The 14085-nt window shown below is 52.5% G+C and carries 12 protein-coding genes; 1 reads left to right on the top strand and 11 read right to left on the bottom strand.

Annotated elements, in window-relative coordinates:
* Window positions 1-164: 164 nt before the first annotated feature.
* Window positions 165-893, top strand: coding sequence for an NUDIX hydrolase (locus RUDLU_RS0112380; protein ID WP_019988708.1), 729 nt, complete (start codon window positions 165-167; stop codon window positions 891-893).
* Window positions 894-941: 48 nt separating this feature from the next.
* On the opposite strand, the gene RUDLU_RS27400 is transcribed toward RUDLU_RS0112380, so the two are convergent.
* From RUDLU_RS27400 to RUDLU_RS0112325, 11 genes are all read right to left on the bottom strand, one after another.
* A complete protein-coding gene (locus tag RUDLU_RS27400) occupies window positions 942-1508 on the bottom strand; it encodes a GrpB family protein (RefSeq protein ID WP_019988707.1) in 567 nt (188 codons plus the stop codon).
* An 8-nt stretch (window positions 1509-1516) separates the two neighbouring features.
* On the bottom strand, window positions 1517-1972 hold the full coding sequence (locus tag RUDLU_RS0112370) for a hypothetical protein (RefSeq protein ID WP_019988706.1): 456 nt from the start codon (window positions 1970-1972) through the stop codon (window positions 1517-1519).
* 106 nt (window positions 1973-2078) lie between these two features.
* Window positions 2079-3305: a cytochrome-c peroxidase gene (locus RUDLU_RS0112365; RefSeq protein WP_211220207.1), complete on the bottom strand. Its 1227-nt coding sequence runs from the start codon at window positions 3303-3305 to the stop codon at window positions 2079-2081.
* A 352-nt stretch (window positions 3306-3657) separates the two neighbouring features.
* The gene (locus RUDLU_RS27395) at window positions 3658-5025 is read right to left on the bottom strand and encodes a DUF4932 domain-containing protein (protein ID WP_019988704.1); all 1368 of its coding nucleotides are present in this window, start codon (window positions 5023-5025) and stop codon (window positions 3658-3660) included.
* Window positions 5026-5179: 154 nt separating this feature from the next.
* Window positions 5180-6241 (bottom strand): phosphotransferase family protein, encoded by a 1062-nt coding sequence (locus RUDLU_RS0112355; RefSeq protein WP_019988703.1) that lies wholly within the window; start codon window positions 6239-6241, stop codon window positions 5180-5182.
* Between the two features lie 140 nt (window positions 6242-6381).
* Complete coding sequence (locus RUDLU_RS0112350) at window positions 6382-7611, bottom strand: acyl-CoA dehydrogenase family protein (RefSeq protein ID WP_019988702.1); 1230 nt, start codon at window positions 7609-7611, stop codon at window positions 6382-6384.
* 92 nt (window positions 7612-7703) lie between these two features.
* Entirely contained in the window at window positions 7704-9224 is a 1521-nt protein-coding gene (locus RUDLU_RS0112345; protein WP_019988701.1) for an MptA/MptB family glycosyltransferase, read from the bottom strand.
* 49 nt (window positions 9225-9273) lie between these two features.
* Window positions 9274-10809, bottom strand: coding sequence for a cellulose synthase family protein (locus RUDLU_RS0112340; protein ID WP_019988700.1), 1536 nt, complete (start codon window positions 10807-10809; stop codon window positions 9274-9276).
* A gap of 58 nt (window positions 10810-10867) precedes the next feature.
* A complete protein-coding gene (locus tag RUDLU_RS0112335) occupies window positions 10868-11560 on the bottom strand; it encodes a glycosyltransferase family 2 protein (RefSeq protein WP_019988699.1) in 693 nt (230 codons plus the stop codon).
* A 96-nt stretch (window positions 11561-11656) separates the two neighbouring features.
* A complete protein-coding gene (locus RUDLU_RS0112330; protein WP_019988698.1) occupies window positions 11657-12259 on the bottom strand; it encodes a carbonic anhydrase in 603 nt (200 codons plus the stop codon).
* On the bottom strand, window positions 12246-13823 hold the full coding sequence (locus RUDLU_RS0112325; protein WP_019988697.1) for a SulP family inorganic anion transporter: 1578 nt from the start codon (window positions 13821-13823) through the stop codon (window positions 12246-12248). Before RUDLU_RS0112325 ends, RUDLU_RS0112330 begins: the two co-directional genes overlap by 14 nt.
* Window positions 13824-14085: the final 262 nt, after the last annotated feature.

The following is a 14085-nucleotide window of genomic DNA, read 5'->3' as shown; positions in this document are numbered from 1 at the left end:
GCTCTTTGCAGGCTAAGGGTATGGCAAAGGTAGAGGGTATTTTTTATTGTCTATTTATCAGACAATAAAATTTATCGATATTTTGTCTTTGAAGAATACTATTTCGATACGCGGCTGATGTCGGATAGAACCGATAATTTTGCCAGCAGACCAGACATCCTCCCATGAAACTATTCGACGAACAGGCCTTTATCCATCAGCTATCCATCGACTGCGTCATTTTTGGCTACAAAGATTTAGAATTGAAGGTGCTGGCTTCCCGAATCAATATGAGCCGCTCGTTCTGGACGTTGCCGGGTGGGTTTATCAAACACGAAGAGGGGATTGATGGGGCAGCCAAACGGATTCTGGAAGAACGCACCGGCCTGAAAGATATTTATCTGGAGCAGTACCGCGTGTTTGGGGAGCCCGACCGCGTTAACCGCGATGTGTTTGGGGAACTGGAGGGTCTGCGCAACGAGTGGGTGGCCAAAGGGCTGCTGGACGATGCCAATATTGGGTGGCTCGGCAAGCGCTTTATTTCGATTGGCTACTATGCGCTGGTCGATATAAACAAGGTATCGCCCCGAAAAACGGAGTTAGACGACTCAGTAGACTGGTACAACGTGAAGCAGTTACCCACGCTCATTATGGACCATAACGAGATGGTGGGTCACGCCCTCGACGCCCTCCGCCAAAACCTCGATCAGAAGCTGATTGGGTTTAACCTGCTTCCCGAAACCTTCACGATGCGTGAGGTGCAGGAACTGTACGAAGCCGTGTACGACCGGCCCTTCGCCCGCAATAATTTTCAGAAAAAGATACTCGACCTGAACGTATTGGAACGGCTGGAAAAGAAGTTTACCGGCGCTCAGAACAAGGCTCCGTATTTGTACCGGTTTCGTCGGGAGTAAAGGGTGGAAATCATTCGTTTACTTTTACTGTACCTCTTTTTTCCTGCCCTACCGGTTAGCCTCCTCTATATCCGATAATTCAGTATGAGCCAGGCCAGCACCACTCAGAACCGAGAGAATAAACTCGGTTTTTAGGGTCGTGTACCGTTCGCGGGTCATGCCGGGTTGGCTTACTAAGTGCAGCTTCAACTGAGCGTAAGCCTCGGTTAGTTTAGGGTCTTGAAGAAGAGCGTCGCGAAAACGGATATGGTTTTTCAGGGCCAGGCTGTCGGCAAAGCAGACATACAGGTGGTGCTCCATCCAGGCCCGGCCGTCGGCCGTGCGTGGGGTAGTTACCCGGCTCTGCCGAAACGCAAACCGGCCCGGAATACCCTGTTCGCCCCGGCTGTGGTAGCCAAGCTGTTGGAGAATCCGGTCGATGGGCTTCAGCAACGATTTGTCGTGAATGATAATGTCGATGTCGAGGATGGGCTTAGCCACGAGACCGGGGATGGCCGTGCTTCCGACATGCTGAACAGTAACAGCCAACCCCTGAAGCGCGTGCTCCAGCGCGGTTTTAAGGCTGTCGAATTCCCTTTTCCACTCCGGCCGATACGATTGAATGAGTGCCTGCATGGCGTCTTCTAGTGTTTTACTTCAAAATCCAGCTGACGGCCTTCCACGGCCGCTTTTTTGTCCATCGATGAACCTACCAGTAGGCCAATAATCATCCCGAAGGGTAGCCCCACCCCCAATAGGCCTATGTTTTTGAGTAACAAGCCAATGGTAACGCCTATAGGCAACCCAAAGGCGGTAAATCCGAAGATCGCCCAGAGTTTTCTGTAGTGGTTTCGGGGCACAACCTTAAGCTCCTTTTCGACGGCCTTTATGATTTTACTCTCCGCTGCCTTCACCGTTTTCCCCAGCTTTTTGCCGGTGTCGTTTGCGTAATTGATGTGGTCAATTTCGTGATCAATCAACGCAACAATTTCGGGCGTCAACGCCCTTTGGGAAAGAGCGTTCAGCAGGTCGCTCAGTTGCTTGTACAGTGCGGCTGTTTTGGGGTGGGTTATGTCTGGTCTTTGGGTGAGGGTTTTCATGGGGAAGGTGTAACGGAAAAACGGTTGATTAACAGAAAGTGGATGAGGGCATGCGTCGTCAAGTTCGAAGTTTATGGGTAGGCCACTTCGCTTAATTGAATCATCGTCAAAATGGATTAGACCATCTCTCGTCTGTGTAAACATTTCTTCCTGAGAGTGTTCGAAGAAACGCTACAAGGGCGCTCTGTTCGGCTGGTGTCATGTTCAGGCGTTGCCCATTGCCTCCGGGCCGCAGTCGAGGGTCTAAGTTGTTGTTGCCAGCTACTGCGTTAACAATGTTGTAATGACCAATAGCAATCGGCAACGTTGCGAAGACCCCTGAATGCATAAATGGCCCATTGGAGCCTCCTGTTGCATTGACGACATCGCGTAATGTTGGCGATCGGGTAATGAAAAAGTCCGGACCGGCGACATTGTTCAGTGCCCGGGTTACTCCATTGTTTCGGCTGTTCGGGTCAATATCGAACTCGGGCGCCCGATGACACCCCTGACAACCAAATCCGCCCCCGATCCGGCTACCGGTAGCGTCGAACTGAGGAGCTTGCAAAAACAGCTGTTTACCTGAATTTTCCTGCGTGGTGAAATTCTGGAAGGGGGCACCATCGTTAGGAGCGGTAGCCCGCCCGATGTCGTACTTACTATCAAATGATTGAATGCTTCGAATAAAACTCGACAGGCTTTCCTGCAATCGTTGTTCGGTTATGGTTGGGCTTCCGTAGGCAAACTGAAACAACTCTTTGTAATAATCTATACCGTTTAGCTTGTTGATCAGGCTGTTAAGGTCAGGACGGCCGTTTTGTCCACTGAATCCCATTTCAGCATGATCCTGAATAGGTTTGGTAGTTTGGGCTTCCAGTGTTGCGGCTCGTTCGTCCCAGAAAAATTTGACCTCATCTGCAAAGCGGGTGTTAATTAGCCGCATAGAGTGCCGGCTTGTGAGGCCACCCTGTACACCGCTGCTTGCCAAAGCGGTATCACTGAACGCAAATTGTTGCTTGTGGCAACTACCACAGGCAATGGTGTTATCGATGCTCAAACTTTTATCGTAAAACAGCACTCTCCCCAAGGTTGCCTTCGCGTTGGTTATGGGGTTGGCCCGGCCGTTATCTTTAGTGATGTATGAGGGAACCGACTGATTGGCGTAATTGAGTAAGTTGGTAGGGTCTATTCGGGTACCGAACCTGGCTTTTATGGCAGCATACGGATCGACATCAACAGATGCACTTTGCTCGGTACAAGCGTAGCTGACAATAAGCAAGCCCACAATAGAGGCAAGAACAAGAGCACTTTTCATGATTGTGTACGGTGGTGTTACTGGGTATAAAAATTGCATAAGCCTACTTAGCTTATGCTCAGTCATTTGGTATTCTGAACGCGTTACCGTTGAAGATATTACACCAAGATGAATCGCTACTGTTTGTGTGGATGCCGTCCCCTCCATCTCCCTCCATGTGCACATACGGTACGAGGGATGCCTACTGTTGCATTTTGGGCATAAATAATTGGTTATGTGCTCGTAAACATTGATTGCGAGGCAAACCAATCGCATCCAATATACATAAGTATCACGGTTGTTGTATACAGATAGACTACAAAAGTCCCCGCTCTAAAGCTTTTGTACTATAGTGTAAGCAGAGTGGTCAGTAAGCCCTGCATCTGGAAATACCTTGTTACGTACAGTGCGTTTAGTTATTGTTTTTCTCAAACCAGTTAATGATTTGTGGATATAAGTCCGCAACGGTCGTTTTACTTTTTTTGCTCTTGTACAAGCTCAATAGGTATTCATTGAAGGCAGTAAACTTTGTAAAGCCTCTATAATTTGTCATGTAACTATTCAGGTTTTCAATAATTACAGGGAGGTCTTTGGGGTCTGAATAGTCACTCAAATACAGCGAAACCAGGCCCCAGTTCATGTATTCGTCAAAACATGCCATCGGAGATGGGTACCCTAGTTGCGCTGCTTTACCGGTTTCTTCCCATTTTGATAAGTCTGTCAATATCGATTTGATTTTAGTGGCATATTTTTCGGCTTCCGGGTTGATGAAGTTATGATTTAACTCCGTAAATAAAATATTTCCACGAAACAGTTTATACGATTTTCTCATTGTTTTTGCCTGTTCCTGGTTATAGTAAGGAAAGTTTACGTGTAGTTGAGCCTCTTTAAATCCATTATCCTCAAAATGTTGTGTGGATTGATTCCCATATACCAGTGGTGAAAACAGCACATTGTAGTAGTTGTATTTTGTGGTTGGGAAGTTCAACGATAACCAGGAAACCATCCGGCCAAAGTCTACATCCTTTTTGTAGAATCTTATTTGCTCTTTATAAACCTCTCTATTGTTGGTATAAAACGTTCTAAAATTAGATTTTCTAGCAAATTCATTCATTTCTTTCAATAAGGTTGGACTTATAGAATTGATATTGCTCCAATTAATAACATGGTAGTTAGGGTGTGGTACGATTTCATCATTGTCATTGAACAGGAAAGAGTAGCTGTCCATCTTTAAATTATAGTAATTGTCATTTTTCAACAAAGTATCTATAACTAATACAGCTTTTTCTGTTTTGTAGCTTGTGAAATAGGACAACACGCTTTTATAGTAGTCCGAAGAAGTATAAATCAAATTTTTATCAGCTATTCCTGTAGGGGTAATAGCTATTAGGACATTCATCAATTCATATACCTCGGGAATGTCGATGTTTACCTTTCCATCGTGCTTGTTCTTGAAGGCAGGGTCAAAGGTTACGATGTCAACTGGATTAAAATGTAATTTGATAGTATCTCTTTTTTCTTGCCTGTAAATACTGATCGTAATTTTTTCTTTTAAAACTACTTGTAGAGAATCATTGGGTAATACAAAATCTAGTTTTGAATTTTTGGGTAACCCAATTTCAAATGGATTAGGAATTTCATCAAAAGGAAATACACCTGGGTCATTGTTTAGCTTAACTACAATAGATTTCTCATTGAGGGTTTTGAAGTAGATTGTCTTTTGGGCGTATAGCTGAGTTACTCCCAGGAAAAGGATTAGAGAGACTATATTTTTGAGCATCTTCCTGTAGGTTATTGTATCGCGCATAACTCGTGAACAGACGAATTTTCAGAGCATCTAAGCTAAAGGTAAAAATTGGCCTGTTAGTTTGAAACCCTACAATTTTACGAACACTTTTGGCTATCCTTCTTCGGGGCCGGAAAGCCCCGGTCACTCACAACCTCCCTCTCTCCACAGCCTCAACGCCATGCCGCGAGAGAGCCTGTACCCCCGCGAGCAGGCCCGCAAAGCGTTCGTCGGAGGTGAGGCCCTTTTTGTAACGGGCGTAAATCTGCTGGATCACCACCGCGTTTTTGAACAGGCCAAACACGTAGTAGTACAGGATATTCGAGAGGTCGCGGCCGGAGCGGTCGGCGTAGCGATCGGCAAATTCCTGCCGGGTGAGGTTGCCGGGGAGCCACGTCAGGTTAAACGATTTTCGGAAGGGGTCATCGTCGGCTTCGGCCCAGTACGAGAGTGAGGTACCCACATCCATGAGCGGGTCGCCCACGGTACACATCTCCCAGTCCAGCACCACCCGAATGTCCTGCAAATCGGGGGACAGCACCACGTTGTCGTATTTGAAATCGTTGTGCAGCAGGGTCGGTGGGTTCTCGGTGGGCATGGTCTGATCGAGCCAGCGGGCCAGCTCGGTCATAGCGGGCAGATCGTCGGTTTGGGAAGCCAGATAGCGTTTGTGCCAGCCCTCTACCTGCCGACGGATATAGCCCTCGGGCTTGCCCAGTTGTGACAGATTGGTTTGCCCAATATCCAGCGCGTGCAGGGCCGCCAGTTCGTCTACCAGCCGTTCAGACAGGTGGCGCATGGTGTCGGGTGAGAGGTTCATGTTGGGGGCTGTCTGCGCCCGCAGAATCACGCCCGGTACCCGCTCCATCACGTAAAAGGGACAACCCATCACGGCCTCGTCTTCGCAAAAAACGACCGGCTTGGGCGCCCGCCCGTACCCCGCCGACTGCAACAGCGACAATACCCGAAACTCCCGGCCCATATCGTGCCCGCCCTTTATGTCTTTAGCCCCAAATGGCGGCCGACGCAACACGTACTCGCCCGTTTGGGTGCGAATCAGGTAGGTCAGGTTAGAGTACCCACCCGGAAACTGAGTGATTTCAGCAATCGGACCAATGCCGGTTTGCCTGTCGTCGAAATAGGTTTGCAGGGCAGCCTGATCGAGTTCTTCACCCGGCCGAATCGGTTTGGCGGTGTCTTGAGGAGTCATAAGGGGGTGTATTTCAAAATTGTGTAGCGGTAGGAGTGTACAACGGGTTGGTAACCCGTTGGGCTGTTAAGCCTAAAATTCTGGCCTGTCGGCCCAACGGGTTACCAACCCGTTGTACACCTCACTCGATCACAGTTCTTCTAAACCCGTTCGGCAACTTTCTTGCGCGTATCCAGGCCGTAATTCTTTAAAATACTCCGGGCGAGGGCGGTTTTGTGGACTTCGTCGGCACCGTCGTAAATACGGGCCCCGCGCTCGTGCCGGTAGTACCAGCCCAGCAGTACATCGTCGGTCACGCCCAGGGCGCCATGCACCTGAATGGCCCGGTCGACTACCCGAAGCATCATGTTGGCCACAAAAAATTTGATGGTCGAAATCTCGTTGCGAACGGCTGCGGCTCCCTGCTCGTCGATGTTGCGGGCGGTACGGAGCACCATCAGTCGGGAAGCGTCAATTTCGGCCCGGCTTTCGGCAATGAATCCCTGAATAAACTGCTTCTCGCCCAGCATCACGCCCGGCTCTATTTCGCGGGTGGCCGCCCGGCGGCACATCAGGTCGAAGCAGCGTTCGGCAATGCCAATCCAGCGCATACAATGGTGAATCCGGCCCGGTCCCAGCCGTTCCTGCGCTAGCAGGAAGCCCATGCCCTCACCCCCAATCAGGTTGTCGGCGGGTACGCGTGCGTCCGTGTAGCGCACCTCGGCGTGGCTGCCCCAGTGGTCGGAAGGGTCGCCCATGATCGAGATGTTGCGCACCAGTTCAAACCCCGGCGTATCGGTAGGCACCACAATCATGCTGGCGCGTTTGTGCGGGGCGGCATCGGGGTTGGTCACGGCCATCACCACGGCAAACGCGGCCCCATCGGCTGAGGAGGTAAACCATTTATGGCCGTTGATGATGTACTCATTCCCATCCCGAACGGCCGTTGTGCCCAGTTGGGTGGGGTTTGAGCCGGCAAACTCGGGCTCGGTCATTGAAAAGCACGACCGGATGTGGCCTTCTTTCAGCGGCTCCAGAAACCGGTTTTTGATGTCTTCGGAGGCATACTTGTGCATCAGTTCCATATTGCCAATGTCGGGGGCCTGACAATTGAAGGTGTAATGGCCAAAGGGCGTCCAGGCCAGCACCTCGCTCACCTGCCCAAACTCGCAGAGCGACAGTCCCAGGCCGCCTTCGGCCTCGCTATGTTGCAGGCCCCAAAGCCCGGCTTTGCGCACCAGCTCGCGTTTTTGATCGAGAATCTGGGCGACTTTGGAAAAATTACCCGTGAGGTGATCGGTGGTTTCGAGCGGGACGAGTTCGTTGAGCACAAACTCCCGGATGCGCGGGATAAGGGTACGGGTGCGCTCGGTGGCAAAGATTGGTTCCATGTTGTTTGATGATTGTAGATAGAGGCACGGGTTAAATGCACCCAGGCATCTATCAATAAGCCAAAAATAGTATTAAGCCAATACAATCTTGCCTATTGCCTCGGTTCGACGTCTAGTTTCCGCGTGTATTGCCACCACTCCGCTAGCCCGACGGCCAGCACGGTTACGTACTCGGCGGCTGTCAGCCAGAGGTTTTCACGGTAGGCTTCGGTTTGGTAGGTAGCATACGATACCCAAATCAAGGCCGACCATACGAGTGGGTACCGGAAGGGCGTAAACGGCGCAACGGCCACCAGCAGGGTACAGTACCAAGGGTGAACGGTGGTAGCCAGGGCGAAATACAACGTGAGCGAAAGCAACAGCCGAATCCCAAACGTGAGGTTCCGGGCCCCAAACGCAAGCCAGCCAATACCCCCAAGTGTAACCAGAGGTAGCCAATGCCCGACTTTCTGGATCACGTTGTAGCCCATCAGCCAGTACCCAACCTCCCGAATCAGATAATACACACTGGCGTTGAACTCGAATTTCTGAAAATACAGGTTGATGCTTGCCCCGACATTCTGCACCAGTTCCACGCTGGCAAATGGCAGGAAAAGTAGCCCGGTAATCAGCCCGACAAAGGTGCTGTAGAGGAGCCCACGCTTCCAGCCGAGATACCGAATCAGCAAGGGCAACCCCAGCAAAGGCAGCAGTTTAGTCGAAACAGCCAGAGCGAGCAGGAGAGCCGAACGCCAGAGCGATCGGGGCTGCCCGGTGAGCGTCTCCGGGTGCTGATTAGCCGGGGTTGTATTGAGAGATGACATCTCTGGGAATCGAGCCCCGGTGCCAGAGTTTGTTTGAAGAGATGTCATCTCTGGGGCTTGAGCTTCCAAATTAGAGTCTACATCGAGAGATGACATCTCTGTGGCTTCATTAACTGAATTGGACCCAATCTCTTTGAGCGCCCAAACTGCCCCGATACAAAAGAAAATCACTACTCCCTCAAAGTGAATATTTCCCGTCAGTTCCAGAATCACCAGCGGGTTGAGGGTATACAAACAGGCCAGATTGGGGTTTTGGCCCAGTCGCTGTAACAGTTTGGGCAGGAGGAAAATAGTACCCAGTTCGGCCAGTAGGATAGGCACCCGTAGCCAGATAACCGAAGCCGACAGATTATCGCCCCCAAGCCAGGCCGCCAACCCAAAAAACGCCTGGTTGAGCGGAGGGTACACCGTAAAATAATCGGGTGAGTTGAGCCGGGCGAACAGGTCGGGCGTAAGGTTGGCCGCTTCCGCTATGTTGGAGCCGACCAGCGACCGGGGCAAGTACAGGTACGGGTTGAAACCATGAACAAGCAACCTACCATCCCAGATAAACCGGGCGTAATCGTCGGAGAGGTTGGGCGGGGCCAACAACAGGATCACCCGAAACAGCACGGCCGCAAGAAGCAGAAACCGGTCGGGGTGTGAGCCCGTAGCCGGTAGCGATTTGATCCGTAGGGAGTACCCCCAAACGGCCAGAAAATACAGCCCGAGCAGGCCCGCAAACTGGGTTCGCTGAAGGGTGTAGGCTATTAAAACAAACAGGGCCGACGACAGAATAAGCCAGCCCACGCGGATCGGGGTTACGGTCATGGTAAAACGTGCCGCTTCGGATGGCGGAGCGGCCGGGCACAGCAACCGCTCAGATCGGTACCGACTGGGTCGGCTGGGGCATGGGGCTGGTCGAAGGTCTGATGGCCGTTCGGCGCACTGTAAACGAATGGTTCAGTGAGTAATAACAAACCATGGCAAACCCGACCATCAGCATGATGTGCAGAAAAAACATTCGGAAATCCTGCACGTAAAAGGCCAGTACCAGCCCGCCCACAAAGTAAAGCGCCAGCAAGCCCTCGGCTACGGTGAGCCACGTAATTTGTCGGCCAATGTACTTGTTGGTTTGCCATAAATCGCCGGTTTTGTTGGCGTTGAACTTTGGCGTCCGCACAAACGGTGTTTTCTTGCCCAGGTACCCCTCCAGCACCGCAATGGTGTTGTGCAACGACAGACCCATCATGAGCGACGAGTACATCGGGAAGTAAAACGCGACCATCGCCTTTCGTTTCTGGGAGTACAAAACGTACGGAATTCCATAAAACGAGATGAGGATAAACAGGTTGAGCTGGAAGAAATTGATGATGTAAAAAACCACTTCCCACTCAGGGTGCCGCGCCCGGATGTAAAGCAGCGGCACACTCAGCACCCCCAGCACCAGCACCAGAATAAATGTGGCACTGCTGAACAGGTGCATACCGGCATGGAGCTTGGTTTTGAGCGGAATTCCCGGCGTGCGCAACACGGTGCCGTACATTTTGCGGGCCACCTCGGCGGCTCCTTTCATCCAGCGGTACTGCTGCGATTTAAGGGCGTCCATAGCCACGGGCAACTCAGCGGGTGAGGTCACGTCTTCGCGGTAGCTGAATTTCCAGCCCCGCAACTGCGCCCGGTAGCTCAGGTCGAGGTCTTCGGTGAGGGTATCGGCGTGCCAGCCGCCCGCATCGTCGATGGCCGCCCGACGCCATACCCCCCCCGTACCGTTGAAATTGGCAAACAGATTGGCCGCGTACCGCCCGCTTTGCTCAATGGTAAAATGAGCGTTGAGCCCAAATGCCTGCAACTGCGTGATGAGCGAAAAGTCTTCGTTGAGGTGTTCCCAGCGGGTTTGTACGATGCCCACTTTAGGGTCGGCGAAGTTGGGCAGGGTTTTGAGCAGAAAATCGGGGTCAGGAACAAAGTCGGCGTCGAAAATAGCCACAAACGGCGCGTCGGTGAGGGTGAGGCCGTAGGCGAGTGCGCCAGCCTTGAAGCCCTTGCGCTCGGGCCGACGAATGTGCCGGATCGGAATACCCTGTTCCCGATACAGGGCCACCCGCCGGGCAATGATCTCGACGGTTTCGTCGGTCGAGTCGTCGAGTACCTGAATATCGAGTTTGTCGGCCGGGTACCGGAGCTTCACCATCGAGTCGATGAGCCGTTCGGCTACGTACAACTCGTTGTACACCGGCAGCTGCACCGTCACGGGCGGCAGCTGATCCCACGGAATGGCGTTGGCCGGGCGGATATTGTCCTGCCGTTTTTGTTTTGTACGGAGGTACGTCAGAATCAGGCTCAACTGCCCCAGGTTGTAGAGAAACAACAGCAGCAGCGCCAGACCGTACAAAATCAAAACAAGTACTTCCATAGGTTGTCAATGCGTGTTCAGTGGTAGAATCGATGCCAACAGCATAACTACAAACCGGCTACAGATACCGGAAAATGGTCGTCAGAATTTTATAGCCAGCCAGTACCGTTCCCTTTACGGTTCCCGAAATCTTCGAAAACCCGATTCGTTTGCGATAATTCACCGGAACTTCCGTGACCCGCATTTTTTGTTTGGCGGCCTTCAACTGCATCTCAACCGTCCATCCGTAGGTTTGGTCGCGCATGTCGAGGGCCAGCAGCCGGTCCATCCGAATGGCCCGAAACGGCCCCAGATCCGTGTACCGAACGTTGTACAGCCACCGGAGCAGGGTGGTTGCCAGCCAGTTGCCAAACACCTGTTGGGGAGTCATCGAACCCCGTTGCCGGTTGCCCAGGGCCCGCGAGCCAATCACCATGTCGAAGCCCTCCGTCAGAATGGGAGCCACCACCTGCGGCAGTTCAGCGGGATAATCGGAATAGTCGGCATCCAGAAAAACGACCACGTCGGGTTTTGGTTCTAAATTCTGAGCATAAACAATGCCCGTCAGGCAGGCCCGGCCGTAGCCCTGCACAGGCTCGTCGAGCACGGTAGCTCCGGCCCGGCGGGCCTCTACGGCGGTTTGGTCGTTGGAGTTGTTATTGACCACGATCACCTCCTGCACGTAATCGGCCGGGATTTCACGGATCACATTGCCCACGGAGTTCTCTTCGTTGAAGGCCGGGATGATGACGACTATACGGGGTAAATTCAATTGTCTGGATGTAAAAATGCCCGCCAAAAATACACATTCTGACGGGCAACTACTGATTAGGCAACGGCCACCGGGGTGGTTGGGGCACCGGTCGGGTTACACACCCGGCGGTGACAGGTTAATTACATCTTTGATCAGCCCTGTGCGGAGGTTGAACACCCAGCCGTGCAGGTTTGGAATCTGGTGGCTCGCCCACATTTTCCTGACGCTATCGGTAGCGGCCAGGTTTCGCACCTGTTCCTGCGTGTTTAGCTCCACCAGTCGGTCAAACCGTTCGTGGTCATCGGCAATCTGGTCGAGTTCGGCCTGATACATGGTTTTTACCCGGGCGATGTTATCCAGCCACCCGTCGATCAGGCCCAGTTTGGTGCCTGCCATGGCTGTTTTCACGCCCCCGCACTCGTAATGGCCGCACACAATCACATCGGTCACTTGCAGTACCTCCACGGCGTACTGCACCACGCTCAGGGTGTTCAGGTCGCCGGGTACCACCAGGTTGGCAATGTTGCGGTGCACAAACATTTCGCCGGGGTCGGCACCGGTAATTTGCTCGGCCGTTACGCGACTATCGGAGCAGCCAATCCACAGAAAATCGGGTTTCTGTCCCGACGAAAGGGTATCGAAATAGCCGTCGTTGAGTTCAAGGCGATCCTGAACCCAGGCTTTATTCATGAGCAATAAGCGATCAAATGGGCGCATACGTGGGTTCGTTTCGTTTCCGTTGGGTTACCTGCCGCATTTCATACTTGATTCCCTGATTTTTGGCCGTCTCGGCAAAATCAACCAGCAGGGTGTACACATCACTATCCACAAACGTAGCGTACCGCCCGTCGATGAGCACCGAATCGCCGGGACGCAGCGCTTGCAGGGCTTCTTTCAGTTGCGGCTTGCTCAGGAAGTACATATCGCGCTGAAACTTGATGAGCACGTTGTTGCCTTCCCGAATCACCCGGAACGAAGCCTGCGAGTTTGTGTACAGTACAAACAGCAAACCAACCACCGCGCCCATGGCAATACCGATGAGAAGGTCGGTGAAAATGATGCCCACCACCGTCACCAGAAACGGAATAAACTGGCTCATACCTTCGCCGTAAATGGCTGCCAACACCCGGGGTTTAATCAGGTTAACACCCACCACAATGAGCAGGGCCGCCAAACACGCGAGCGGAATGTGGTTCAGGATAGAACCGGCAAAAAATAGCGATAAGAGCAACAGGCCCCCATTCACCAGTGTCGAGAGCCGGGTTTGGGCTCCGCTCACGATGTTGGTTGTGGTCCGAACGACCACCGATGTTACCGGTAGGCCACCGACCAGGCCCGACGTGATGTTGCCGATACCCTGTGCCACCAGTTCGCGGCTCGACGAGGGTACCCGCCGGAGGGGGTCAAGGCGCTCCGACGCTTCGAGGTTGAGCAGGGCCTCCAGGCTGGCTACCAGTGCTAACGTAAGGGCAACTACGTACACGCGTCCGCTGCCGAGGGCACTCAGGTTGGGGAAGTTCATCAGGGACGATAAACTCGCGCCCGACAGGTCGGGAATCCGAACCATGTGGCCACTCGAATCGCCCAGATACCACTCAGGCATCGACACCCGGAAGAGCTGATTCAAGCCCACACCTGCTACCACAACTACCAGCGCGGCCGGTAGCCAGTCGAAAAAGCGGTTGCCCCGGTTGGTCATAGCGCTCCAGCCAAGCAAAATGGCGAGTGAAACCACGCTGATGATGACCGCGCCCGGAGCCGGGTCGGCAAAGGCCCGCACCAGTTCGGTGAGGGTGTTTTCGCGGTCGGCCAGTTGCTGAAACTCAAAATCACCTTCGAAATCGGTGTCGCGGCCCAGCGCGTGCGGAATCTGCTTCAACACAATCACAATGCCAATACCCACCAGCATCCCCCGAACTACCGAGTTAGGAAAGAAGCTGCTGAGCCGCCCGGCTTTCAGAAAACCGAGCAGTAACTGAAGAATACCGGCCAGGACCAGCGCGACCAGAAAACTTTCGTACGAGCCGAGCGACCGGATGGCATCGGCTACGATAACGGCCAAACCGGCTGCGGGGCCACTTACGCTCACTTCGGAGTCGGAAAGGGCGCCAACTACTAAGCCGCCGATGATGCCCGCAATGAGGCCAGAGAGTGAGGGACCGCCCGAAGCCAGCGCAATACCCAGACAAAGAGGGAGCGAGGCCAGAAAGAGCGAGACCGAGGCCGTCAGATCCTTACGGATATGGTCGGTCGGGTGACGAACAGGAAGATCAGGAGCCATACAAGGGGAATAAGGTTACTGGGTCATTAACTAATCTACAGTTTTGCGTGTACCAAACGGGTTGCGTGTACGACAAATCGGTCGGGAATGCTCCCGCCCATTGCCGTCCGAAATCAGCCTTTTGTACCTATCAAACTGATTCAATCCGACTACTTACTACTATTGAACGAATTAATTGAGGCAACTAAAAAAGAAGTAGTGAAGGTAATTCGCCTTAAATATAGATTAAAACCGGTGTTTTGTTTTTAGGAGGAAGAGGGCT

This window comes from Rudanella lutea DSM 19387 (genome assembly GCF_000383955.1).
Classification (GTDB): Bacteria; Bacteroidota; Bacteroidia; order Cytophagales; family Spirosomataceae; genus Rudanella; species Rudanella lutea.
This window is presented reverse-complemented; position numbering and strand designations above follow the sequence as displayed.